This is a genomic window from Proteus sp. G2618 (assembly GCF_009915995.1).
Classification (GTDB): domain Bacteria; phylum Pseudomonadota; class Gammaproteobacteria; order Enterobacterales; family Enterobacteriaceae; genus Proteus; species Proteus terrae.
On the sequence record NZ_JAABNI010000014.1, the window covers coordinates 131,353 to 152,934 of the forward strand.

The following is a 21,582-nucleotide window of genomic DNA, read 5'->3' on the forward strand; positions in this document are numbered from 1 at the left end:
TAATTGCAAAGGATTATTAGCTATGATTGATCCACTTATTAGAAATTTACAGAGCGATATTGCACTACTTCAGCTTTATATCTTGCAACGCAAACAGGCTGGCTTTCATGACATGGAAAGAATGATTGAGTCATTGACCATTTTTATGTTTCGCGCACTGAAAATGGGTGAACTGGAAAACATGAATCAGATTAAAGTTAACTTTCCCGCCATTGATTTAGCTGACAATCAAAACATGATAGCAGTTCAAGTTACTACGAATGCAAGCCCAGCAAAAATTAAAAAAACCATAACAGCTTTTGAAAAGACAAATGAATTAGGAGTGAGTCTTAAAGATAAATACTCTGTTTTATATATTTTTGGTTTTTGTAAAATCTCAAAATACTCAGTTCCAGGTTATTGTAAAATAATCGATCCCAGCTATTTCGTAAATGAACTTTGCGATAAAGCAGATGAGGACATGATCCATGATATGCTCGATGCCATTCAGCGCCATCAGGATTATACGTCATTACATCCATGGAATGATAAAGATTCACTCGAAATAATACTTAATGTTATTAATCGCAATGCAATTAAACACCGGATGAGTTGTGAAGGCAGCCTATCTGATATGCTTACTGGTTTAAAGGAAATTAATGAGGTAATTACAAAAGGAACAATCCAGCGTAAGCAACGTTCAAAATCGATATCTGACTTCAAAGATCAAAACATGGTTAAATTCCTGAGAGGTGTAATGGATGATCTGTCTGTTATTCAAGCTATAGTGAACAAATCAAAAGTTAACCAGGGTGATATGGTTTATATCAGTTATGAAGATATGATTAGCATTGATAAATTAAAAGCCAAAATAGCAAACAATTCATCAAAGATTGCAAGTCTAAATAATATTGACATGACACTAAATATTGTTAGTTTTTAAGTGGCAACTTAGTAATAACAGGCAATTATTAGCAGATTTCATGGAATATTGAATAATGTTTATTTGGAGTCTCTTTATTGTTTATCTACTTTCGCTCTTCGCTCATAGTAGTCCTGTTGGAGAGGGCAACCATGAACAATAAGCTACTCACATAAGCAAGCATCACTATTAGTAGATTAGGAAGAGCACAAAAAAATTTAGTACTGAACTCTGCCAATGCTTTGACCAAAAATCTGTAGACTTGCAATTGCTTGAGGGGGGCATGTTGACTTGACCCCTGCGAGCTAATAAGTAATAAAAAACAAGTAAATAGCACCCTCTAAGGATTTTTTAAATATACTAAATATGTTTATTTTTACCAACAATCACATATGAACTGCCTGCTCTGCTCCATGACTTTATTATTGCTAAATTGTTATCTAAGCAAATTTTACTGACAATATTCTCATCTAATAAACCATAATAGGAAGCATTGCGAGAGTTTTGGTATATATACCCATGCAAATGTTTAATTCCACTCTCATACTTCTTGAAATAAGAGCTTTTGTATTGATTGACAATCAATGCTTCACCATCACTCTTTAATAATTCTCTAATCGCACTGATGATTTTGTAAATTGTGGGTTTACATGGAATTGCGGAAAGCACGTTTGAGCAAAGTATGAAATCATAATGACTCGTTATTTTATCTATACTTTCAAAAGGAACAACATTGGCATTTTTATAGTTATTAGCTACATACTCTGGAATTGTAGTTTGTACACCTCTGATAATTTGCATTCTTTCTAGTTGTTTTCTGGAATCTAAAAATGTCACTGTTTCAAATTTATTTATTAATTGTTCTGAATATCTAAGCTTTCCACATCCAAAATCAAGAGCTCTGCCATTTTTAATAGAGCTTTTTATATGGTTGCAGAGATAGCTAGATGGCATGGTATGCGGTTTGGCTGCATTTTCTGAACGTATAGTTATTCCATTTATCTTGTAATTCAAAACCAACTCCATTTAAAAAATACGGTTATTATTAAAGAATTCCTTTATTTTCTCATCAGGTATCTGTCTTACTTGACTTTCAGTTCTTGGCTTAACAGATGCTATAAAAATAAGAAAATCGAAGGCGACAAGGAAAATAATCCACAACCAAAGATTATTTAATGAACCAGTAACAGAGAATAGATTAGTTAATTTAGCGAAACTTATTACTAAAGCAGTAATAAATGCAATCACTGTATGTTCAAAGAAAACCCAAAAGTAATAAACTTTGTTCCAGAAAAGCTCAACGTAATGTTTGTCTTTTAACTCTTTAACTTCTGGGTAATATAGTTTACTCATTACCTTGTAAGATTCATCACTAGTTAATTTTCTCGTAACACCCGCGGTTTTAGCTAATGGTTTAATAATTAAGCGATTATCCCATATCCTTCTTATTCCCCAAATTTTTGCCACGTTATTATGCAGGTCTAAAGCTCCACTAATCACGGACCAAAAAATAGAAAATGCAATTGGTAATATACCGAATGTTAATATCCACTTAATAAACTCTTCGTAGTCTTTAATGGGTGGGATGTATTTGGCGTTAATGCCAACTAATGGAATGTAGCCATAAATAACTAATGATAGATAAAATATAAATGTAGTAATAAAAGTTGCCTTATGGAGCATTGGCAACATTTCATTATAACTCTTTGGTGGTTCTAACATTTCACTCTCCAAGCATTCAAAAAGCGCTAATTTTCTATAATCACACAACTCAATTAACGCATTTAAAGCTTAATTACCACTAGTTTATTAATTTAACACTGTAATTTTATCTAAATCTTTATGATTGAGCTAGTTCTCAAAAAACACTACTGCACAAATATTTATTCTGACTGCATCCACACTAGCACCTGTAATGTTTTAAGCAACCAAAATCCAGCATCACTACAGACGCTTCGATGTCTGCTCCTAGCTCAAAGCTGACAATCGGCTTTAAGCGACCACATAATAAATTGCTATTCTGAGTTTTTAAATATTCGTTACATTATTAGTATAGTGAAAAATATTTAAATTAAAGAAAAATTCCTAATTTATTACTAATATGAGTATTTAATAGTAAATTTGATAAGTTATTAATCAATAAAGTAATCTTCCCCAAAATCACTCCAACCCAAAATAAAAATCAACAAGTTACATACAAACCAAGATCACATAAAAAAAGATTATCACCACCAATAATTATAATTTATTTAATAAGTTACCTAATTATTATGGGTATAATGTTACGCCACATGGGCTGGACAGAAGCCGCTGACTTAATCATTAAAGGTATGGAAGGCGCGATTGCCGCTAAGACCGTAACTTATGATTTCGAGCGTCAGTTAGAAGGCGCTAAATTGCTGAAATGTAGCGAGTTTGGTGACGCGATTATCAAACATATGTAATATAATTAGCGTTGCGAATTTATTACGGGAACTTAAGGGTTCCCGTTTTTGTTACAGGATTTTTTATGAGTGCGTGTAACGTGTTGATGCGTATTTTTGTATTAAAAGTAGCCTAATGTAGCAAAACCAAACAAACAATGAATAAAACGTAAGTGTTAAAATCAACACGTTAAAAGAGGCGATAAGGTTTTGTTTATGGCGAAATGGAAAAGAAAGAAAATAATCTGCAAACCGCATGATAAACGTGGCGAAAATTATCATTTGCAGATTATCTGATGAATTAAAATAAGGTCAGAAATAAGGTTAACATGCTATGGTTATCCAAAATGATAACTTCAAAACATTAGCGGAAGGCCAACAAGTTTCATTCACCATGGAAAATGGTATGAAAGGCCCAGCAGCCGGCAACGTGGTGGCTCTCTAAAGGCGCTATTACTATTCGACTCTATTTTAAATGCCCAAGGTGTCGCAGTTCACAATATAGAACATCACAATTTGATGTCACAGTGAAGAATCCACACGGCGCAAAATGTATCTTTTGCAAAAGTGTGATGACAGCACAAATGAGTTAAGCATTAAATAGTTGAATATACAAAACCTCGCTTCGGTGGGGTTTTTTGCTATCTACAATCCCATGTTGGTCAAAGATAAAAAATTTAGATTTTAGGGCTTGAAAAACTTTCGCTCGTTCATATTTATATTTTGGGTAAATAAGATACCACCCATAATTCACTAAATACTGAAGGAGGAGTTATATGCCTAACATTAAACCTTTTTCATTATTCCCAACATTATCTGATAACTTACTTTCAAACCGTTTTGATCAGATAGATCGCCTGTTTAGTCAGTTAACAGGCAGTAAGCCAATTGCATCACCAATTCAGACCTATAACCTGAAACAGATTGATGATAACCATTATGAACTGACAGTCAGTGTGCCTGGATATCAAGAAAATGACTTAACAGTTTCATTAAAAGGAAGTCGTTTATTGATTGAAGGGAAAAAAGAAGAAAAATCAGAAGAAGACAATGATAAATGGATCCACCGAGGCATATCTCAAGGGCAATTTACGTTGCAATTTGACCTCGGTAAAAATGTTAAAATAGAAAAAGCTGATTTATCAAGTGGGCTTCTGACTATTGCTATTGAGTATGAATTACCTGAAGAAGAAAAACGGCAAACAATAGCGATAGAAAATAAAGATAAAAGCTAATTGAGTTAGTTAATATGAATAAGATTAAGGCTACGCATAATGTGTAGCCTTAATTGTTTTTGTAAGAGCTTTAAATTGGATTAATTCAATCTTGAGTTGATTAGTTTTATTGATAGAAAACAATTATTTCTTATTTTACTGTCCAAGCTTCTGAGAAAAGGCGCTTTGAAAATAATTCAGCCAACCCACAGATTTGTTTTAAGCGTAATACTTCATCTTGTGACATACCTAGTTCATCACCAATCCGTTTATCGCTCCATCCTAATCGGGATAGATCTCTAACTATATCTGACATAGCTGAGACTTGATGTTGTCCTCTTGCTCGATTATGACGAATAGTTGTTGCTATTTGGTCTGACATTGTGTTGTTTTTAATATCAAGGATGGTGACTGGTAAATAATTATTAATTCGTTTTTTTAAGACGTTTTCTTTACTTAATAAATAACGATGATAGCCATCAACGATTTGCCATTGCAATTGTTTAGTTTTATTTTGTGGTGCAGATAATACTACAACGGGTTGAGTATAACCGTCTTTTATCAATGAGGTTTTGAGTAATCTCTTTTCTGTAGGAGACATAACATTAGGATTGTAGTCATTTGCTATGACTTGGTTTTGCTTTATCCAAAGAACACAATCTATAGGTTCATTTTTGAATGGACTAATTTGATGAAGAAATAGTTTGATTTTATTAATAGCTTCGATTTTTTGCTCATCATTGAGTTTTAGTAGATAATCTTTTAGCGAAGAAAACACTGTTTCAATAGTCATATTCACCTCTTGTTAAATCAACTGCCAATTTTTACGTTTTTCCTGCATTCGTTTGCAATATCGGTCATAACAGTGTGATTTAGTCGGACTAAATGCTAATGTTCTACACCAAAAATCATTACGTAAAATAGTTTTACAGATCCGTCGCCAAGACGGGATTTGTTTACTGCTAGTATCACCGTCTTGTTCATCTGGTATTCCATTTGGGTAATCTCGCTCAGCATACCAATGAAGGTAAACTGCGATTTTATTTCGGTAATGTTCGGCGGTTTGTTCTGGTAAGCTCGCTAGTAAAAAGTGGGCGTAAGATTTCCATGTATGATGGGCGGGTTTACTAATTTTACGTTGCCCAAAAAAGCCTGATTTATTACGGGGGTGGGTGTATAACATACCAGCATCAGCGCCACTCACTCGTTCACAGGCGAGACTCCACGTCTCAGGTTCTAAAACATGGTATAACCATAGCCCTTTACGTTGTTCAGGGCCAAAAGGCTCACAAATACGCATTTGACTTAAACTAACCCCAGCTTGGTGCATTAGATCATAAATAGAATTATAGGGTAGATTAAAGCGTGAAATGTATGTCCAAATATCTTTTACATGCCAGTCATAAATAGGATAGGCCATATAATAAAAGCCTTCAGGTGATGCCGTTGTCCATGGGATATCATCGGCATAACGTAGTTTTTGGTTGTTGTTGATAGCAATAAAGCGATTTAATGATTCATCGGCTCTGATCCCTAATAAAATAACTGAACTACGATGATTTCCGGTGATCCACTGATTAAATGCAGGTGTGAAGTCTTCAAAAATCATATTTGGATGATAAAAAGGGAAAAAGTCTGGATCAGTGATAGCGTCTGCTGGCGGTTGCCTTACCCATTTTTTTCCTGCTTCCCAAGCTGTCCAAGTCGGTTCATATTGTGAGATCCCGCTTTCCGTCGTGATAGGTAATGCTATCCAGTAAAATCGCTCCGTACAGTCTTCATACAAAAATTTCATTTTTGCAACATGGCTAATGGTAGCGGAGTATTGCACTTCCCAGTCAAGAAACATGACATTGAATTTTCGATGCCGCTTTCTTGCTTCTGCAGCAACAAGATGAAACAGAACAGTAGAATCTTTACCTCCAGAAAAGGAGAGAGAGATTTGCTCAAAAGTATCAAACAACCATTCAATTCGCGTTTGAGTAGCATCTAGCACATTTATTCCAAGAGGAATTTTGTGTTTGCAAGACATAACTATCACCAGAATAAGTTAGTTAATAGTATTATTACTTAATCATATTTAGATTATAAAGGTAAGTGATGGTTGCTGATTATCACTGAGATTTACTTGAAAAAATAGAATAATAAAGCATATGTCATTGTTATTATTGATAGTCTTTAATAATGAAAGATTTTTTTTATAATTAAGAGAAATAAAGAAAGTGATTTAGTGAGTAGATAATATTTTAAAGATATTACCTGTTTTATTATTCGGTATTTTCAACTATTCATATAATAAATAAAAAATAAAATAGTCATTTTATGATAGGTATTGTATGACATTAAGTACACATGATGGAGTTAAAGTATATACACCAGTGTCATTGAAGCTATATGATTGGTGGGTGCTTAATATTTCTAATAGCTATGCATGGCAGTGTGATACGAATAAATATTTAATTCCACATTTTAAAAATCATCTCGGTGATCGCCATATGGATATTGGTGTTGGAACGGGGTTTTATTTAAAAAAATCATTAAATTCTATAAAAGAAATCTCATTGACTGATCTTAATTTGCACAGTCTGGAACATACTAAAAAGTATATACCTGATAACAAATTAATAAATTGCTCCCAGCATGATGTTTTTCAGCCTTTTTCTAATAAATTAAATGCATCTTATGATTCTATCTCATTGTTTTATTTGATACATTGTTTACCAGGAACGATGGGTGATAAGAAAAAAGCGATAGAAAATATAAGTTATTTACTGACAGAAAAAGGGGTTTTATATGGCACAACGATTTTAGGGCAGGGAGTCAAACATAATTTTTTTGGTAAAAAATTAATGTCTATTTACAACAAAAAAGGTATTTTCTGCAATTATTCTGATTCGGTGGACTCTTTGGAAGAAATGCTTTCCTCTTTATTCCATGACATCTCTATACATGTACAAGGCACTGTAGCTTTGTTCACAGCGAAGAATAAAAAATAATAAGAAATATTATTTTGGATTAGAGGCTTTTTATCTTTATTTTCTTAAGGAATGGTATGTTAATGCGTAGTCTATTTTTTGCCTTTTTATTATTAACTCCAACGGCATTTGCCACAGATACATTAAGTCATAATATTGAATATTATTCTAATGTTACGTTAACGGATTTTAATTCGGGAAAAATTGAAGATGGTCGGTATTTTTGTGTTAAAGCCATGAATCATGGCGGTGAATTTATCGCCTGTGCAGTATCTAACAAGTCAGATTGGGCTTCTTCTTATGAGCACTTTTTTCAACAAGCACATTATTACTACACAACAGGTAAAAGCTTTAGGTTATATGTTCAACCTAATGTTTGGACTCACCCAAAATTTACTCGAGTATATTCAAATAAAGCGATAGCAGGATTCGCTAGTTGTCATAATAGTCGTTGCATGGGACCGACAAAAGATAACTAATTGATTAATATTAAATGTTATAAATTGGATAAATCCCATTAGAGTATCAGATAGATTTTTTTAAATTAGTGAAGAGTAAAAGAATACTCTATAAACGCTAACTTAATGATATTTAGGAGACAATATGAGATTTTTATTTAAAAGTGTTTTTCTTGCAGTAGGTATTTTGTCTTCTAGTTTTGTTATGGCAGATAATGCTGATGAGATAACCAAAATTTCTTATGTGTGTGAAAATAATAAAGTGATGGAAGTTATCTATGTAAATACAGCAAAAGATAGCTATGCGATCATTAATCAAATGGATGAAATGATCCCATTGAAAATTATGAAAATGGCTTCTGGTGCAAACTATGAGGCAATGAATAAAAATTACACCTATAAACTTTATACTAAAGGTGACAATGCCGATTTAGTTGAAGGAAAAGATAAACCAGTATTGAGTGGCTGCAAAGCTGGCTAATTATCACCTTTTATTATGGCGTTAGCGTAAATGAGCCCATCAAAACCAGTTGCTATTGCATTAGCTACGGTAATTGTTGGTGGAGATCCAATTGATATCTCTGATGATCGCTTTATTTCTATTCGTGTACAGATGCCTGAGCAATCCATCTATATATAACGTGAGAATGCGTGAGATGGAAGAAGTGTAGAAAACGGAAGAGGAACGCAGACAAAAAGAAAAGGAGGAAAATCAGGATATCAATAGCGCACCAGAAATTGATAACTAATCAAATATATTTAGCTCAAGGATGAGCTAAGTGCTAATGGTAACTATTCCGAATATAGCCGAAATAAGACGATTATTTTGCAATTATTATTGAAGATACTGTAGTTGTATACAGTAGTTGTGTGCGATTAAATATAAAAAAGGACTTTATATGAGTGATAATGAAGATAGGGATATTCGTATTGAGATAACTGACGGTGTTAGTAGCCATGATTATTATGAGTATGATGAAGATGATAACTCAAACCACACAGATAACGACAATGAAGATCGAGACAAAAATGAGCGAATAAAGGAAGTTCAAGACATTTCAGATTTTAATCTAGGGAAATACCCTGAAAAGTTAGTAATGGCATCAGTCGGTCTTCCTGCTTTAGGTTTTCTTACTTATCAAGATGTTCTTAGTTTTACATCAAGTCTATTTGTTTCCGCTAATATTAAGAGTATTTTTCTAAGTCATTGACAGCGTTAAAAGCTAGTGCATTAGAAGCAATTTCTGTTGCTCCAAAACTGACTAGGGTTACAGCCGTTGGAATTGCGATTGGGGGATTGTGGCCAAGTAGCAATATCATGTCTACTCAAGCTGAAATGGCTTTATTGAATAATTATGGCATTTTGGATAGAGATATTTTTGATAGAAATAAAGCACGCAAAGTTACAACAATGCCAGCGGATATTGTTACTAATCAAATTAGTGATATCGGTAAAAAACATCATTAATGTATACGTATTCAGGTTATGTCTGCTTTGGATAAGAGTACTGGAAAGCAATGAACCATTGTATCTACAGGTCAGGCTATTAGTATTCCAATCGTAAAGGCAACAGCAACGAGCACTCCTAGTAGCCCCTATTATTGCGGGGGGCAAAGTCAGTACGCATTAGTGTTTCTGAAAACAAAGCAGATAAAAATAAACAAGTAGTCATCAACTCTAAGCCTAATGCTGGATATTATATCCCTTCATCTAAATTAAAGACCCATCATGCCATTGTTGATTTTGGTGGTAAGCATGAGGCTCTTTATGTCTCTATTATTGATGTCATTGATGTTAATAATGAAAAGCAAGTAGTAGAAATAGAATGGGCTGAATGGTCGACATTGCATCCGTTAGAAGCTGCATTATTAGAGCTTGAAGAAGCGAAGAAAAGATTAGCTAATATTGATAAACATTATCAGGCTCAAGTCGCTGTTATTAATAAACTCAAAGCCACGCCTGAAGGTTTGGCATTAGCAGATCCTGTTAAAAATCCTCTTGTATACAAACAAGATAGCAAACAACTAAAAATAACAAAATAAGAAGTTAAATTCGATGATAAAGAGTTATTAAAAGCAATTTTAATTAATCCAAATAATTATTCAGATATTGTCATTCAAAAGTTAGTTAAAGAAAATACTCCTGGCAAGGTTACAGGTAAAGGCAAAAAAGTAAGTGACAAATTTCAGATCGACATGGAGGAGTTCAGGGCCATACAGGCATATAAGTAGGCGAGGTTCTCCGACATGTTCTCCAGTGAAAGCATGCAGTAGATGCCCCAGTGTTCCAGCAAATACCTTGCGTTGTGCCATTATTTCGTCATAGTAGAGAGGATCTACCACAACGACAAAATCCAAGTCGGAGTATTTATCAAATCCGCCATGGATAATAGAGCCACCAGCAAGAAGGGAGTGGATCCGTGAGTCAGATTGTAATTTTAGCTTGAGTTGCTCTGTAAAACTTCTGTGTAAATAGGGTAACATACTTAGCATATTTTTTCTGTTCACAAAAAACACAAAGCATTACAGAATAACGAGTTCTGTATATTTAGGCTAGGTATTTTGTAAGACATAGTCATCTCTTCGGAGAGTTCCTCTTAAGCTATAAATTCTTCTGTATAACCCTATGCTGTTGATTTTTCCATGTGAGCTATTTAGCGCATTTAATAGTCACAGTGTGTCTTTGCTGTAATAACATATCTGAGGAGCCCGCTATCTGTGGACGCATTATTTCAAATTCAACAAGCACTTAATTCATTAAAAAGAATTTTTAGAGATAATTTGGATGCGATTTATTTGCATGGTTCATCAGTATCAGGTGGACTTAAACCTACCAGTGATATTGATCTTCTTGTAATTGTTAAAGCAGCTTTGAGTAAAGATGAAAAAAAATTACTTATTGAAGATTTGTTAGCTACTTCAGGTCGATATCCTTATGATAAATTAGGGCGTAGACCTTTGGAAATCGCAATATTTGTTGGTGATCAATTACAGAGTTTACAATATCCAGCTAGATGTGAATTTATTTACGGGGAGTGGTTGAGAGACACTTTCAAACAAGGCATAAGTAGTGTTGAGCATGATGACCCAGAATATACATTGATGTTGGCGCAGGCTAAGAAAGATTCAAAACTCCTTTGGGGTGATAGTTTTATATTACCTGAGATTGGCATCCAACAAATAAGAAAAGCATTGTTAGATTCCTTACCTAATTTAATTTCTTCTATTGAAGGTGATGAGCGTAATGTTGTTTTAACTCTCGCAAGAATGTGGTTTACGATGAGTTCAGGGAAATTCGTATCAAAGGATGTTGCGGCTAATTGGTCAATCAATAAAATACCTAATGAATTTATTGAAATAATAACTGTTGCGCGAGATGAGTATCTTTATGGGACTAATGTTGAATGGACTAAATATAATGAATTACTACCATTGATCGTTGATTACTTTTCTGCCCAAATCAAAGGATATATTTTTAATAAAGAATACTAATTATGTTGTATGAAACAATTAATTATTAACCATCTTTTACTGAATCTAGATTTCCCGTCTTGGTATTTTTTGTTAAATAGGATTTATATAAATAGCCATCAGTTAACCGCTGGTGGCTTTTTATTGGGGAAAATTTGTAATGGAATAACCATGAAAAAAAGCTTATACGAACTGCATCATAACTCAACAAAACAACGTATCGAAAAGAGTGGAAAAGTCATTGGCTGTAATACGGATGACATTCATTCGATCCCAATTTTTATTGGCATCAATAATAACACCATGAAATACAGGGTGGGGAGGTATAAAAGCTCAGACAATTTCGCCTAGATTACCTAGCGCCCTCATTTGTGCACACAACCGCGAAATGAAAAATTTATTCTGGGAGGTATCGATGACAGAAAGACGCTCGAAACCGACCCACTTGAAGGTAGTCACCGGTGATCCGAAAATATCTCTACCAGAATTAATGGATTCTATGCCGATATGAAAGAGGAAAATCACGGAAGAAAAGGCGTGAGATAATGTCACTGAGAGTGTATTAGCTAATTGATAGCCCCACATGAATGGGGCTTAATCGTTAACCACCGCGAGACATTTTCTCAATTTTTTTATCTGTATTGTATTGAGAAAGGGCATAAACTGACCAGATAGCCGCAGGGATCCACCCAATTAAGGTGATTTGTAGGATAAGGCAAAAGATGCCAGCAAATGGGCGTCCAATCGTGAAAAATTGTAACCAAGGTAGTAATAACGCCAGAATAAGTCTCATAAAACCCCCCTCTATTATTCGAAATTTCAGTTTATCAATAATTAAATCAATAGCAAATAACAATAAATATTGCATTTATTCAGGGTGAAAGTTTGATTTTGTTGTGTTCATACCAAGGATTGAGTTTATGGCGGGAGCATTAAGTAGGTTAAATATTGATTTGACGCTAAATACGACAAACTCCACAAATGCGATCAGCCATAGCCATAAGGATATTAAGGTTGGAACAGGGCTTTATTTAAAAAGTCACTCTAATTTACCTCAATCCCTGTAGTTTATAATATGCTAAAAAACACTATTAATGAGAAAGTAACATGAAGTTTTTAGCATGATGTTTTTAACATTCCCCATAATTGGTTTAATGTATCTTTTGAATCTATTTTATTTATTGTATTGTTTGCTAGGTATATTTATCTTTTAAAAATAGTAATAATCAGTTATAAACTTTCATATAAATATACTTTTATTGGAGATGCTTTGAAAAAAATATTATTTTTTTAATTGTAATATGTATTCTACTATTTAGTTATGCCGAAAATTGTGATGAGATGTTTGCTGATATTATTAGAACTAACCAAAATTCCATATTACCGAAAACATGTCATGATGTCATAGCTGGGAATGCAAGTTCACAAGCTTTGTTTGGGTTATGGTATGAAACGCAGAAAAATTATCCTAAAGCCGTAAAATGGTACACAAAAGCTGCAGAACAAGGGCAAGTCGAGTCCTATCTTGTTTTAGGGGCATTACATAGTCAGGTTGACACTGGGATATAGGATTTAGATTTAGGCCAAAAATACCTTAAATTATCCTGTGAAGATGGTCAACTAATTGGATGTAATATCCTAATGTTTTTCCTAAAAATAAACAACGAACTATATCGCAAATATCCTATCAATAGCGTATTGCAACCCATCTTTAAATGATGGTTTTGTAAAAGCATGTAAGTCAGACCGTTCTGTCACTGTTTTATGTCAATATTTTCTCTTTTACAAATGGGGAATTATTATGTCTACGATGAAAACAGAAGTTATTGTTATTCGTTTAACGAAAAAAGAACGAGCATTATTGGATTCAATAAAAACAGCACCACTACTTGCAGATTGGATGAAAGAATTAGCACTTTCTAAATTACAAGAGCAAGATATTTCACCTAATAAATAGTTACTAATGCCGACGAGAAGGAATTTAGTCGGCATCATTGTTTTATTATTTATACTATAAAATAGAGTAGCAATAGTAATAATAGATTATAGTTTATACATATTAATTTTTAAGGTAATAAGTATGGATATTAATAAAACTGAAAATAAAGTGGTGGGAAAGGGAATATTAATGGCATTTGGGGTGGGGGCATTGGTTGTTGCAGGACTGCTTATTTACAATGAATTAAGCTCACATTCTAATTCAGGTGGTTGGTCAAATTTATCTAGAGCCATAACAGCTGCTTTTATTATTTTTGGTGCGGGAATTTATTGTTTTATCTGTTTTTTTATTGCATTAAATGAATGGTTAGATAATCGTAAAAAAGAGTACGTTAACATAGTAAGAATTAAAATAGCCTTAATACTGCATGGCTTAGTTTCTATAGTTGTAGGGCTACTTGCTTCACCATTATTATTTAAATGATTTTAGTCTTAAAAAACAGTTAAATAGAGTCAAAAAGACTTGATTCTGTCGTAATGAAAAATGATATCAATAACTATTGTTAATAAAAAAGCCCAATGTGGCGGCATTGGGCTTAGTGACTCGAATAGATGGGTATAAAAAACTATTAGAGATCAGTATAAATGTAGTGAATTTTCATTTTATAAATTAACAATAAATGCTTTTTTTTAGTAAAAAGTGCTTTTGTGCCTTATGTCGTCCAGTTTTAAGGCGAATTGACGTTTTTTTATTCTCTTTAGCAACCTGCTTTTTTACTTTTTGCTATGCGAATAGATGGGGCATGTTCTCCTTTATCAATACTTGGTATATAACGATAAGCTGATTATAATCAAGAGCTAATAAACTCTTTTCTCGAATTTTTCTTGTGAAATTGAAGATCTAACATGAATAAAAACAATAAATTATTTATTACTGAACAACAGAAAATTATGTGCGAAAGATATGGCGTTTTGCCTCAAAAACCAGAAGAAATGGTAGCAATTGCTTTAGATAACCTAAATGGTTATCCCATTTACGGAACACGCATAAAGCAATCAGAAGGTAACACTGTAAGCTGGTTTTTTTATTGCGAGGAATATTGTGCAAAGGACGATTTTTATCAATCATTGCATGCAGAACATTTGGAAGAAGTGCTACCTGAAGTAATAAATTATCTTTATTTACCAGAAGGGTATAATTTCATTATCGATAGAGACGGATATGAAGATGTTTGGTTTGAAGAGATAATTGAATAAGTATTTATCATTATTTTATAATTTTTGGATTAAGTAGATTTACAGTTTTATATGCTCTTTCGAATTGAAATTCATAACTATGCTGAGAATGTATAATATAAAAATATTAAGTTATTTTGAAAATTAAAGATATTAATTGATGTTGGTCTTATTTTTAACATAAAGACAATGACAGGTTAATCAGTTTGGGTAAATATTATAAGAGTATTTAATTCACAATTAATAAGGAAGGTAGCTATTTATGTTTCCAGAATATCGTGATTTAATTTCAAAACTTCGTCAGACTGATCCTCATTTTCGTGCTCTTTTTGAACAACATAACGAACTTGACCATAAAATTGTTAGATTAGAGCATAAAGATAGAAGAGGATATGGTGAAGAGGTTGTTGAGCTAAAAAAACAAAAATTAAAACTGAAAGAGGAAATTCATCAAATCCTCAAAAATCCACCGGAAGAAGAGTGAGTAATAAAAAATAATTACTCTATAAATACATAAAGATGTAGAAACCATCTAACTAAAAATGGATGGTTTTTCGTTTTTAGAAAGACAATCTATTTTTGAATAAAAAGTTATATAAAACAGATGGTTTTATTTATAAAGAAAAGGCTACATTTGTAGCCTTTTAACTGTCTAGGTTCTAAAAATAATAATGATAATTTGATTATGTACTATGTCAAAATTCGTCTTTCCAAAGTACATCAAAATGATGTGAACTTATTTTATAAACAGCTCTAACATTATCATTAATATACTGTTTATAAATTTCATCGTTAGAAAAATAAATGGATACGGCCAATTCACATTCTGATGATATTTTACGTGGAGCATCAATAATTTTTGAGGAAAAATTATCTTGTTGGAGTTGTTGCTGAAGTTTTTTTACAGCGTATTGCTCATGAAAAAGAAATAAGTAGTTATGCGTCATTTTTTCTAATTCCATTATCTTTTGCTTTATTTACAGCATAGGTATAAATAGCAGCAACAATGACAGCAAACAATAAACCAATAACAATAACCAGTTTACCATTATCCGTAACACCCGTAGGACTTGAGGCATAAGAGAAGTTATGAGCAAACGCAGCTCCTACTAACATACCCATGACGCTTACAGCAGCGTCTGAGTTACCTTGACCAGCATTAGCTAGTTGCCGTAATGGACAACCCGTAATGAGTACGCCACATAAGCCTACAAGCAACATAGAGAGAAAATTCCATAATCCATCGCTGTGGGCTATGGGTTGATTTTCAAAACCAAGATTAAACTTACCTAAATAAAGATTACCTAAAAAAATAACAAGTGTTAATGCGATTACACCAAACGCCATATTATAGTTACGCGATAAAAATACATGCTTGGCCATTCCAATAAAGCAGAATCTTGTGCGCTGAATAATAAAACCAATAATAAGTCCTGCGATAATAGACATCCACACTGGTGCATGATTTGCTCCAGGGCCTTTTACACTGGCATTGAATATATCACTGTTCCATAAGAATAAAGCAAATAGGAATATACATATAATAGGTAAAATAAAACCTTCTATAGGGGATTGACGATAATTTCTTGGGAGAGAAAATCCTTTTTTAATAAATAAGCTACCTATGCCAATTCCTATTATTAATCCAACTAATCCTATTACAGCATTTAAATCACCGGCACCGATACGAAGCACCATTCTTAATGGGCACCCTAAAAAAACTAAGCAGCCAGCCATCATTAGAAAACCTAGTGTAAAACGAATAATAGGAGCAGAGCCTGCCCTTGATTGAAATTCTCTGAAGATAAGTGCGGCAACAAAAGAACCAAGAATAAAACCGAATATTTCAGGACGAAGATATTGAACTGTTTCGGTATGATGTAAGCCCATACTTCCTGCGCTATCACGAATGAAGCAAGCTACACAAACACCCATATTAGGTGGATTTCCGTTAATACCAAGAAGTAACGCAATAGCACCAATAACAAATCCAGATAGAATTAAAACCCATTTTATAGACATTAAATGCCTCCGTTGATGGGGGAGCCCCCCTGACTAATAGAACCTATTAAGTACGGAGCAACTATATATAAGAATAAAGTGTGATTCTTGTATATAGATCACGTCAAAATTAATAAATTGAATAAGGTTAGGTTTTAAAATTTAAGAATGTTAATTAAATGCGTAATAAGTTAATTATTATTTAAATAACTTATTGCTAATAATGAAGGATGAAAGTTGGCTTTTAGAAAGCGGTTAATTTAATTATTTATTTCTTTTTTTCATTTTGTATATGCATCTGTAATTACAGGTGCAATTTTGTCATAATTATCCCATGAGTTTTCAACGTAACATGAAGAAGGGAGTCCTTGGGCTAAAACATGCTCGAAATCTTCGAAATAGTTATTATTTTCTGAACCGTAATAATGTTGTGTGAAAGCATATCCTTTATCATTCAAGTCATCACTAATAAATTTTTTTGTCGCAAACTTGGATAAGAAATGCCAGACCATTCATTTTTCTTTTACGTACCATTTCTAACTCATCAATTGCATCTTCTTGTAGGTCTTCTCTTTCTAGCTGTTTTCAATAATCTAAGTCAAATAGAATCCTATATGTATACCTCCACTTTCAGGTGGTAGGTTATCAGGAAAATCACCATATGCGTGCCAGCGGATTCTATCAATTTCCACTTTTCTACCACTATTAGTTAGTGGAGATAATTTGATTATAGTGTGTATTATAAATATACAAACAGTAGTATTGCTATAAAAATAAAATTACTATTAGATAACAATAACATATTAGTTTAAAAATAATAAATCAATATGTTAAATAATACTGAAAATAACAGACTAATTTCAATTATCACATTTTGATTTTATTTTTTATTTTAATCATTATTAGATGAGATTTTATTTTTTTAATTAAGATAATACTTATCCCTATTTTATTCTTCTTTGAGATAATGCTGACTTAAGAAAAATAATGGAAGTTACTTTCTAACTGTAAATGATACTTAAAGGATATTTATGAAAAAACTTATTCTAGCATTGAGTTTATTATCAATTTCTTCTATTGCTGTTTCTGCTGATTTATCTAAAGCATGTGAAGACTATTTTAAAGAAACTGACTCTTATGTTGAGTTGATGGCAAAAAATGATGCAACTAAAGCTCAAGCAGAAGCGATGAAAGCGCAATATGCTCAAGCTAAAGAACAATTTGCAGCATTACCTAAAGATGTTCAAGAAAGTACTTGTAAGCAAGCTTTAGATTCTTTAGAGCAAATGAAAAAAATGTCAGCAGCTCAATAAATTTTATTTATTGTATTAAGCGGACACCTTGTTGGTGTCCTTTTTATTTCCATATGACAATAATTTAATATAGTCAGTTACTATATATTTTCTTTATGCATTGCTTTTGTTTATTCATATTCTTCATGAATGGGTGTGTTTTTATCATTCTAATTATTTTTGTTAAGTATTTTCTTTGCTCTGTATCTTTAACTGAATTATAGCTAAAGTCATTTTATATCATCATTTTATGAGCGAATTTTTCTATTTTTATATAAATAGTAAAATTTATTTTGTTGATGAATCGATTTTATGGAATAATTATTTATTCCTATTTCTTATTGATATTTAATTTATGTATTATTTTTTGTTTTTATTACTTTCTGTATTTATAACTTCTGGTTGTACCACTAATAAGACAACTCAAGCTAAATTAATTGGGATACATACTGATAATCGCATTCCTAATAGTCACGAGGTAAATAATAACTTAGTTTTTATGTTGGGAAAGCAATCTCGTTTTGAAATAGAAGTGCAAGAAGAAAAACAAAGGCTTGGACAAATTTTTAAAGTTGGTTTAAATGAGAAAAAACCATCAATAAACAATCAGTATTTAAGCAATAATAATTCAACATTAAAGCCTATTCAAAAAATAAGCTTTACCATGCCAGTTTCTGAGCCTATTTGGAATGAAGAAAAACAAACAGTTGAATTCAAATGGAAACAAAAGCCACATTATACTTTTGATGCCTATTAATACTTTAATATAAATTTAAAATTTAATTTCATATGGGAAAATTATGCGCATAGCAATTACTTTATTATTATCATTTCTATTACTAGGTTGTGCTACTGATAACGTTACTTTTAGTGCGGGTAATTCAGGGAGCCATAGAATAGGCAGCCCAGTGTGTTCTACATTAGTTTGTGGTAAGAATACTCGAACACCAGGAGAGCAAAAAGCAATTAATGAAGCTGTTCATGAACAACAGCGAGCTATTATGCGAGGAGAAAAACCTGATTTACGGATCATGGCTTCTTATTAAAATTTAATACTATTATCTATGCCAGTAATTACTACTGGCTGATAATAATTCTCTAAATTTTATTAATAATAAAATTAGCTCTATCATTTATTTCTATTTTAGGTATCTCTATTAAATTATAGTTATATTTTCTATAAACAGCTATCATTGCTAAATAGGTTTCTTCTGCTTCTTTCTCGGTTTGTTTTCGTTCTTGATCTTGAGTGTATATCTCGGGCCATGGTGGTGCTATAAACACATTTGTAGTATAACGAAATAAGGTAATTGCCTTATCAAGATGTTTGGGAATAGCTAAACCACATAGGAGTAAATATCCTGCAATATCAGGGATGCCTCTATCATAGAAATAGGGTATTTTATTATTGCTTGCTTCATGCCATGAGCGTAATTCCCAAATTAGCATTGCTTGTGCAAAAGCGTTAGGATCTGTCCATGGTAATGCATTTCCTTCAATAACACTTTGGTCTTGAATAATGGCTCTTCCTGCTTCTAAAGAACAGGGATAGCCTCTATTTTTAAGTTCGTTTATTAGTGTGGTTTTTCCAGAGCCAGGGCCTCCAGTTAGTATAATGCGATGTGATTTTTCAGGCATAATAACTCCTATAAATTTATATAATTAAGAAAGAAAAAGAGAATAAGGATGGTATGTAGGGGGGGTACGGGAGTTGTTAGATATTAAATATACCTAAAAAATAGAACTAGAAAAAGTGCATTAGCATTAAATGTTAATATAAATCTCAAGCGGTTTTATTTTATGGAAAATCAAAAAAATTAATGGGTAAATATTAAGGAATTCAAGGCTCTGGTGCATAGTTACTGTTTGGAAAAGCGTTTGGTAAATAACTACATTTACTGATTATTTCTTGTGTGCCTTCTTTTGATTCAAAAAGAGCAACACTAATTACACCCGTATTTCTTTTATCACCTTGAGCATTGTAGTTTACATATCCTTCCTCAGGTGTACTAAAGAGAAAAGCGGCAACTTGTTGCTGATTTTTTCTAAAACCTTCAATAAATAAAGTATCTCCAGGTCTTAATAAATAACCTCTATTTTGATAAGAGCTCGCAGTTCTACGGATAACATCTAAGCCATCAACAGTAATAACAGCTTCGTATATTATTTTATGACTAGTGTTATGTAAGAAAATAATATAGCGCTCATTCTGTTTTCCATACAATAAATATTGATTATTTTGCGAAAAATATAATGGCATTATATTTCTGTTTTCAGTTAAAACTGATAGTTGTAATGGACTTTCGCTAACTCGCGCAATTTTTGAATAAGAGTTAGATGGAACGCCACTTTGATAAAATATAGATATTATCTGTGAAGGCGTTTCTGATAATCGATATGCTTCAATACTTTCAGTAACAGAAGATAAATAACTGCAATTTAGGATAGTTTGAAGCCAAACATTATGAATTTATGGATGAATAAAATGAAATATATGAAAAGCAAAAAATAGGATTTCTTTATTTTGAGTACTATTTCCCCTTATTTTCTTATTTAGGCATTTTATGCCTACGATAACTATCTAATAGCAATTGAAAGAAGATGAATTTGATTCTATTATAGAACGTATATGTTTTATAATGATCTGTATATAAGGATTGTCGTGGGTATTGTAAAAATTTCTGATGAATTACATGAATACTTGCGAAAAGCAAGCAATGTGATGTCACGCTCTGTTAATGCTCAGGCAGAGTTTTGGATAAAAATTGGCATTCAAGCAGAGTTAAACCCAGATAAAACGTTTCCAATGATTATCAATGAAATGCTGGAAAAAGAAGCCATCAAGCAAGAAGTAGAATAAGAGGAAAGAAGAATGGATAAAATAACGATTAAGACGGCCGATGAAATTGAGTTAATGCGTGAATCAGGACGCTTATTAGCGAAAGTTTTTACAATGCTTGATGATTTTATTATACCAGGTGTTTCTACACTAGAAATTAACGATAAGGTTGATGACTTTATTGTCAATGAACTTCAATCGAGACCAGCAAGTAAAGGTCAATATGGCTATGAATATGTGTTAAATACATCTATAAATGAAGTTGTTTGTCATGGTGTACCAAAATCAGATGAGCGCTTAAAAAGTAAAGATATTATTAATGTTGATATTACACTAGAAAAAAATGGATTTATTGCTGACTCTAGTAAAATGTATATTATGCCTGAGGCGTCTCCTATCGCGCGGAAATTAGCAAAAACAACGTATCAAGCAATGTGGGAAGGTATTAAGGAAGTAAAACCAGGTGCGACATTAGGTGATATTGGTCATGCTATTCAAAGCTTTGCACAAAGTCATGGATATAGTGTAGTGAGAGAGTACTGTGGGCATGGAATAGGAAGAGAAATGCATGAAGCGCCACAAGTACTACATTATGGTATTAAAGGTCAAGGTGTTGAATTAAAAGAAGGTATGACTTTCACGATTGAACCAATGATAAATCAAGGTGGCGCTAAAATAAAAACCAAAAAAGATGGTTGGACTGTTGTGACAAGGGATAAAAAATTATCCGCTCAATCAGAACATACTATTTTAGTAACAGCAACAGGGTATGAAGTACTCACTTTACGTCCGGAAGAAGTATTACCATAATTACAACTCTCTTATATTTATAGC

The 21,582-nt window shown here is 32.6% G+C and carries 30 protein-coding genes and 3 pseudogenes; 22 read left to right on the plus strand and 11 right to left on the minus strand.

The window, feature by feature from the left end; genetic code table 11:
* The first annotated feature begins 22 nt into the window (after window positions 1-22).
* Entirely contained in the window at window positions 23-922 is a 900-nt protein-coding gene (locus GWJ01_RS06020) for an SMEK domain-containing protein (RefSeq protein WP_161710921.1), read from the plus strand.
* 339 nt (window positions 923-1,261) lie between these two features.
* On the opposite strand, the gene GWJ01_RS06025 is transcribed toward GWJ01_RS06020, so the two are convergent.
* Window positions 1,262-1,927, minus strand: a complete 666-nt coding sequence (locus GWJ01_RS06025; RefSeq protein WP_161710854.1) for a class I SAM-dependent methyltransferase — start codon at window positions 1,925-1,927, stop codon at window positions 1,262-1,264.
* Window positions 1,928-2,623, minus strand: a complete 696-nt coding sequence (locus tag GWJ01_RS06030; RefSeq protein WP_161710855.1) for a hypothetical protein — start codon at window positions 2,621-2,623, stop codon at window positions 1,928-1,930.
* Window positions 2,624-3,168: 545 nt separating this feature from the next.
* Here GWJ01_RS06030 and GWJ01_RS06035 point away from each other — a divergent pair.
* The 4 genes and pseudogenes from GWJ01_RS06035 (at window position 3,169) to GWJ01_RS06045 (ending at window position 4,559) form a co-directional block, all read left to right on the plus strand.
* On the plus strand, window positions 3,169-3,345 hold the full coding sequence (locus GWJ01_RS06035) for an isocitrate/isopropylmalate family dehydrogenase (protein WP_258867261.1): 177 nt from the start codon (window positions 3,169-3,171) through the stop codon (window positions 3,343-3,345).
* Window positions 3,346-3,652: 307 nt separating this feature from the next.
* Window positions 3,653-3,769: pseudogene (locus GWJ01_RS06040) on the plus strand (cold shock domain-containing protein); the annotation flags it as partial.
* A 7-nt stretch (window positions 3,770-3,776) separates the two neighbouring features.
* On the plus strand, window positions 3,777-3,917 hold the full coding sequence (gene ymcF, locus GWJ01_RS18805) for a cold shock small protein YmcF (RefSeq protein ID WP_420892426.1): 141 nt from the start codon (window positions 3,777-3,779) through the stop codon (window positions 3,915-3,917).
* Between the two features lie 183 nt (window positions 3,918-4,100).
* The gene (locus GWJ01_RS06045; RefSeq protein WP_161710856.1) at window positions 4,101-4,559 is read left to right on the plus strand and encodes an Hsp20 family protein; all 459 of its coding nucleotides are present in this window, start codon (window positions 4,101-4,103) and stop codon (window positions 4,557-4,559) included.
* A gap of 130 nt (window positions 4,560-4,689) precedes the next feature.
* Here GWJ01_RS06045 and GWJ01_RS06050 read toward each other — a convergent pair whose 3' ends face one another.
* Window positions 4,690-5,331, minus strand: a complete 642-nt coding sequence (locus GWJ01_RS06050) for an IbrB-like domain-containing protein (RefSeq protein WP_109394198.1) — start codon at window positions 5,329-5,331, stop codon at window positions 4,690-4,692.
* 12 nt (window positions 5,332-5,343) lie between these two features.
* Window positions 5,344-6,570, minus strand: coding sequence for a phosphoadenosine phosphosulfate reductase (locus GWJ01_RS06055; RefSeq protein WP_109402777.1), 1,227 nt, complete (start codon window positions 6,568-6,570; stop codon window positions 5,344-5,346).
* 304 nt (window positions 6,571-6,874) lie between these two features.
* On the opposite strand from GWJ01_RS06055, the gene GWJ01_RS06060 reads away from it, so the two are divergent.
* The 7 genes from GWJ01_RS06060 (at window position 6,875) to GWJ01_RS06085 (ending at window position 10,014) form a co-directional block, all read left to right on the plus strand.
* Window positions 6,875-7,534: a class I SAM-dependent methyltransferase gene (locus tag GWJ01_RS06060; RefSeq protein ID WP_109402778.1), complete on the plus strand. Its 660-nt coding sequence runs from the start codon at window positions 6,875-6,877 to the stop codon at window positions 7,532-7,534.
* Window positions 7,535-7,596: 62 nt separating this feature from the next.
* The gene (locus GWJ01_RS06065) at window positions 7,597-7,992 is read left to right on the plus strand and encodes a subtilase family AB5 toxin binding subunit (protein WP_157957619.1); all 396 of its coding nucleotides are present in this window, start codon (window positions 7,597-7,599) and stop codon (window positions 7,990-7,992) included.
* 124 nt (window positions 7,993-8,116) lie between these two features.
* The gene (locus GWJ01_RS06070) at window positions 8,117-8,452 is read left to right on the plus strand and encodes a c-type lysozyme inhibitor (RefSeq protein ID WP_109394202.1); all 336 of its coding nucleotides are present in this window, start codon (window positions 8,117-8,119) and stop codon (window positions 8,450-8,452) included.
* Between the two features lie 30 nt (window positions 8,453-8,482).
* The gene (locus GWJ01_RS18925) at window positions 8,483-8,611 is read left to right on the plus strand and encodes a hypothetical protein (RefSeq protein ID WP_261247061.1); all 129 of its coding nucleotides are present in this window, start codon (window positions 8,483-8,485) and stop codon (window positions 8,609-8,611) included.
* Between the two features lie 259 nt (window positions 8,612-8,870).
* Window positions 8,871-9,182 carry a hypothetical protein gene (locus GWJ01_RS06075; RefSeq protein ID WP_109402779.1) on the plus strand — a complete coding sequence of 104 codons (312 nt, stop codon included), beginning with the start codon at window positions 8,871-8,873 and terminating at the stop codon, window positions 9,180-9,182.
* A complete protein-coding gene (locus tag GWJ01_RS06080; protein ID WP_109394204.1) occupies window positions 9,179-9,439 on the plus strand; it encodes a hypothetical protein in 261 nt (86 codons plus the stop codon). Before GWJ01_RS06075 ends, GWJ01_RS06080 begins: the two co-directional genes overlap by 4 nt.
* A gap of 134 nt (window positions 9,440-9,573) precedes the next feature.
* Window positions 9,574-10,014, plus strand: coding sequence for a colicin-like bacteriocin tRNase domain-containing protein (locus tag GWJ01_RS06085; protein WP_109402780.1), 441 nt, complete (start codon window positions 9,574-9,576; stop codon window positions 10,012-10,014).
* A gap of 132 nt (window positions 10,015-10,146) precedes the next feature.
* Here the strand turns inward: GWJ01_RS06085 and GWJ01_RS06090 are convergent.
* Window positions 10,147-10,464 (minus strand): annotated as a pseudogene (locus GWJ01_RS06090) (nucleotidyltransferase domain-containing protein); the annotation flags it as partial.
* A gap of 225 nt (window positions 10,465-10,689) precedes the next feature.
* Between GWJ01_RS06090 and GWJ01_RS06095 the strand changes: the two are divergent.
* Complete coding sequence (locus GWJ01_RS06095; RefSeq protein WP_157957620.1) at window positions 10,690-11,463, plus strand: aminoglycoside adenylyltransferase family protein; 774 nt, start codon at window positions 10,690-10,692, stop codon at window positions 11,461-11,463.
* 580 nt (window positions 11,464-12,043) lie between these two features.
* Here the strand turns inward: GWJ01_RS06095 and GWJ01_RS06105 are convergent.
* On the minus strand, window positions 12,044-12,235 hold the full coding sequence (locus GWJ01_RS06105) for a YqaE/Pmp3 family membrane protein (RefSeq protein ID WP_004242485.1): 192 nt from the start codon (window positions 12,233-12,235) through the stop codon (window positions 12,044-12,046).
* Window positions 12,236-13,243: 1,008 nt separating this feature from the next.
* Here GWJ01_RS06105 and GWJ01_RS18695 point away from each other — a divergent pair.
* From GWJ01_RS18695 to GWJ01_RS06120, 4 genes are all read left to right on the plus strand, one after another.
* Entirely contained in the window at window positions 13,244-13,399 is a 156-nt protein-coding gene (locus GWJ01_RS18695; protein ID WP_167392449.1) for a hypothetical protein, read from the plus strand.
* Window positions 13,400-13,522: 123 nt separating this feature from the next.
* On the plus strand, window positions 13,523-13,864 hold the full coding sequence (locus GWJ01_RS06110; protein ID WP_109402782.1) for a hypothetical protein: 342 nt from the start codon (window positions 13,523-13,525) through the stop codon (window positions 13,862-13,864).
* A 422-nt stretch (window positions 13,865-14,286) separates the two neighbouring features.
* Complete coding sequence (locus GWJ01_RS06115; protein WP_161710857.1) at window positions 14,287-14,637, plus strand: immunity protein Imm33 domain-containing protein; 351 nt, start codon at window positions 14,287-14,289, stop codon at window positions 14,635-14,637.
* 241 nt (window positions 14,638-14,878) lie between these two features.
* A complete protein-coding gene (locus GWJ01_RS06120) occupies window positions 14,879-15,100 on the plus strand; it encodes a DUF465 domain-containing protein (protein WP_075672624.1) in 222 nt (73 codons plus the stop codon).
* 211 nt (window positions 15,101-15,311) lie between these two features.
* Here the strand turns inward: GWJ01_RS06120 and GWJ01_RS06125 are convergent, their stop codons facing one another.
* From GWJ01_RS06125 to GWJ01_RS19020, 3 genes and pseudogenes are all read right to left on the minus strand, one after another.
* Window positions 15,312-15,578, minus strand: coding sequence for a putative Se/S carrier-like protein (locus tag GWJ01_RS06125; RefSeq protein ID WP_109402784.1), 267 nt, complete (start codon window positions 15,576-15,578; stop codon window positions 15,312-15,314).
* Entirely contained in the window at window positions 15,553-16,638 is a 1,086-nt protein-coding gene (yedE, locus tag GWJ01_RS06130; RefSeq protein ID WP_109394213.1) for a YedE family putative selenium transporter, read from the minus strand. The genes GWJ01_RS06125 and yedE overlap by 26 nt, the downstream gene beginning before the upstream one ends.
* 260 nt (window positions 16,639-16,898) lie before the next feature.
* Window positions 16,899-17,309: pseudogene (locus GWJ01_RS19020) on the minus strand (DUF7832 domain-containing protein).
* Between the two features lie 339 nt (window positions 17,310-17,648).
* Here GWJ01_RS19020 and GWJ01_RS06140 point away from each other — a divergent pair.
* The 3 genes from GWJ01_RS06140 (at window position 17,649) to GWJ01_RS06150 (ending at window position 18,955) form a co-directional block, all read left to right on the plus strand.
* The gene (locus GWJ01_RS06140) at window positions 17,649-17,930 is read left to right on the plus strand and encodes a DUF5339 family protein (protein ID WP_109402785.1); all 282 of its coding nucleotides are present in this window, start codon (window positions 17,649-17,651) and stop codon (window positions 17,928-17,930) included.
* 346 nt (window positions 17,931-18,276) lie between these two features.
* Window positions 18,277-18,666, plus strand: coding sequence for a hypothetical protein (locus GWJ01_RS06145; protein ID WP_157957621.1), 390 nt, complete (start codon window positions 18,277-18,279; stop codon window positions 18,664-18,666).
* 43 nt (window positions 18,667-18,709) lie between these two features.
* The gene (locus GWJ01_RS06150; RefSeq protein WP_109394215.1) at window positions 18,710-18,955 is read left to right on the plus strand and encodes a hypothetical protein; all 246 of its coding nucleotides are present in this window, start codon (window positions 18,710-18,712) and stop codon (window positions 18,953-18,955) included.
* Window positions 18,956-19,007: 52 nt separating this feature from the next.
* On the opposite strand, the gene GWJ01_RS06155 is transcribed toward GWJ01_RS06150, so the two are convergent.
* Both GWJ01_RS06155 and GWJ01_RS06160 read right to left on the minus strand, forming a co-directional pair.
* Window positions 19,008-19,547, minus strand: coding sequence for an AAA family ATPase (locus GWJ01_RS06155; RefSeq protein WP_161710858.1), 540 nt, complete (start codon window positions 19,545-19,547; stop codon window positions 19,008-19,010).
* A 202-nt stretch (window positions 19,548-19,749) separates the two neighbouring features.
* A complete protein-coding gene (locus tag GWJ01_RS06160) occupies window positions 19,750-20,169 on the minus strand; it encodes a hypothetical protein (RefSeq protein WP_161710859.1) in 420 nt (139 codons plus the stop codon).
* A gap of 402 nt (window positions 20,170-20,571) precedes the next feature.
* Between GWJ01_RS06160 and GWJ01_RS06165 the strand changes: the two genes are divergently transcribed.
* Both GWJ01_RS06165 and map read left to right on the plus strand, forming a co-directional pair.
* Window positions 20,572-20,769, plus strand: a complete 198-nt coding sequence (locus tag GWJ01_RS06165) for a ParD-like family protein (RefSeq protein ID WP_036913277.1) — start codon at window positions 20,572-20,574, stop codon at window positions 20,767-20,769.
* 12 nt (window positions 20,770-20,781) lie between these two features.
* Window positions 20,782-21,558 (plus strand): type I methionyl aminopeptidase, encoded by a 777-nt coding sequence (map, locus tag GWJ01_RS06170; RefSeq protein WP_161710860.1) that lies wholly within the window; start codon window positions 20,782-20,784, stop codon window positions 21,556-21,558.
* Window positions 21,559-21,582: the final 24 nt, after the last annotated feature.

Coding starts and splice junctions, on each gene's coding strand:
- GWJ01_RS06020 (WP_161710921.1), top strand. CDS start 23: ATGATTGATCCACTTATTAGAAATTTACAGAGCGATATTGCACTACTT.
- GWJ01_RS06025 (WP_161710854.1), bottom strand. CDS start 1,927: ATGGAGTTGGTTTTGAATTACAAGATAAATGGAATAACTATACGTTCA.
- GWJ01_RS06030 (WP_161710855.1), bottom strand. CDS start 2,623: ATGTTAGAACCACCAAAGAGTTATAATGAAATGTTGCCAATGCTCCAT.
- GWJ01_RS06045 (WP_161710856.1), top strand. CDS start 4,101: ATGCCTAACATTAAACCTTTTTCATTATTCCCAACATTATCTGATAAC.
- GWJ01_RS06050 (WP_109394198.1), bottom strand. CDS start 5,331: ATGACTATTGAAACAGTGTTTTCTTCGCTAAAAGATTATCTACTAAAA.
- GWJ01_RS06055 (WP_109402777.1), bottom strand. CDS start 6,570: ATGTCTTGCAAACACAAAATTCCTCTTGGAATAAATGTGCTAGATGCT.
- GWJ01_RS06060 (WP_109402778.1), top strand. CDS start 6,875: ATGACATTAAGTACACATGATGGAGTTAAAGTATATACACCAGTGTCA.
- GWJ01_RS06065 (WP_157957619.1), top strand. CDS start 7,597: ATGCGTAGTCTATTTTTTGCCTTTTTATTATTAACTCCAACGGCATTT.
- GWJ01_RS06070 (WP_109394202.1), top strand. CDS start 8,117: ATGAGATTTTTATTTAAAAGTGTTTTTCTTGCAGTAGGTATTTTGTCT.
- GWJ01_RS18925 (WP_261247061.1), top strand. CDS start 8,483: ATGAGCCCATCAAAACCAGTTGCTATTGCATTAGCTACGGTAATTGTT.
- GWJ01_RS06075 (WP_109402779.1), top strand. CDS start 8,871: ATGAGTGATAATGAAGATAGGGATATTCGTATTGAGATAACTGACGGT.
- GWJ01_RS06105 (WP_004242485.1), bottom strand. CDS start 12,235: ATGAGACTTATTCTGGCGTTATTACTACCTTGGTTACAATTTTTCACG.
- GWJ01_RS18695 (WP_167392449.1), top strand. CDS start 13,244: ATGTCTACGATGAAAACAGAAGTTATTGTTATTCGTTTAACGAAAAAA.
- GWJ01_RS06110 (WP_109402782.1), top strand. CDS start 13,523: ATGGATATTAATAAAACTGAAAATAAAGTGGTGGGAAAGGGAATATTA.
- GWJ01_RS06115 (WP_161710857.1), top strand. CDS start 14,287: ATGAATAAAAACAATAAATTATTTATTACTGAACAACAGAAAATTATG.
- GWJ01_RS06120 (WP_075672624.1), top strand. CDS start 14,879: ATGTTTCCAGAATATCGTGATTTAATTTCAAAACTTCGTCAGACTGAT.
- GWJ01_RS06125 (WP_109402784.1), bottom strand. CDS start 15,578: ATGGAATTAGAAAAAATGACGCATAACTACTTATTTCTTTTTCATGAG.
- yedE (WP_109394213.1), bottom strand. CDS start 16,638: ATGTCTATAAAATGGGTTTTAATTCTATCTGGATTTGTTATTGGTGCT.
- GWJ01_RS06140 (WP_109402785.1), top strand. CDS start 17,649: ATGAAAAAACTTATTCTAGCATTGAGTTTATTATCAATTTCTTCTATT.
- GWJ01_RS06150 (WP_109394215.1), top strand. CDS start 18,710: ATGCGCATAGCAATTACTTTATTATTATCATTTCTATTACTAGGTTGT.
- GWJ01_RS06155 (WP_161710858.1), bottom strand. CDS start 19,547: ATGCCTGAAAAATCACATCGCATTATACTAACTGGAGGCCCTGGCTCT.
- GWJ01_RS06160 (WP_161710859.1), bottom strand. CDS start 20,169: ATGCCATTATATTTTTCGCAAAATAATCAATATTTATTGTATGGAAAA.
- map (WP_161710860.1), top strand. CDS start 20,782: ATGGATAAAATAACGATTAAGACGGCCGATGAAATTGAGTTAATGCGT.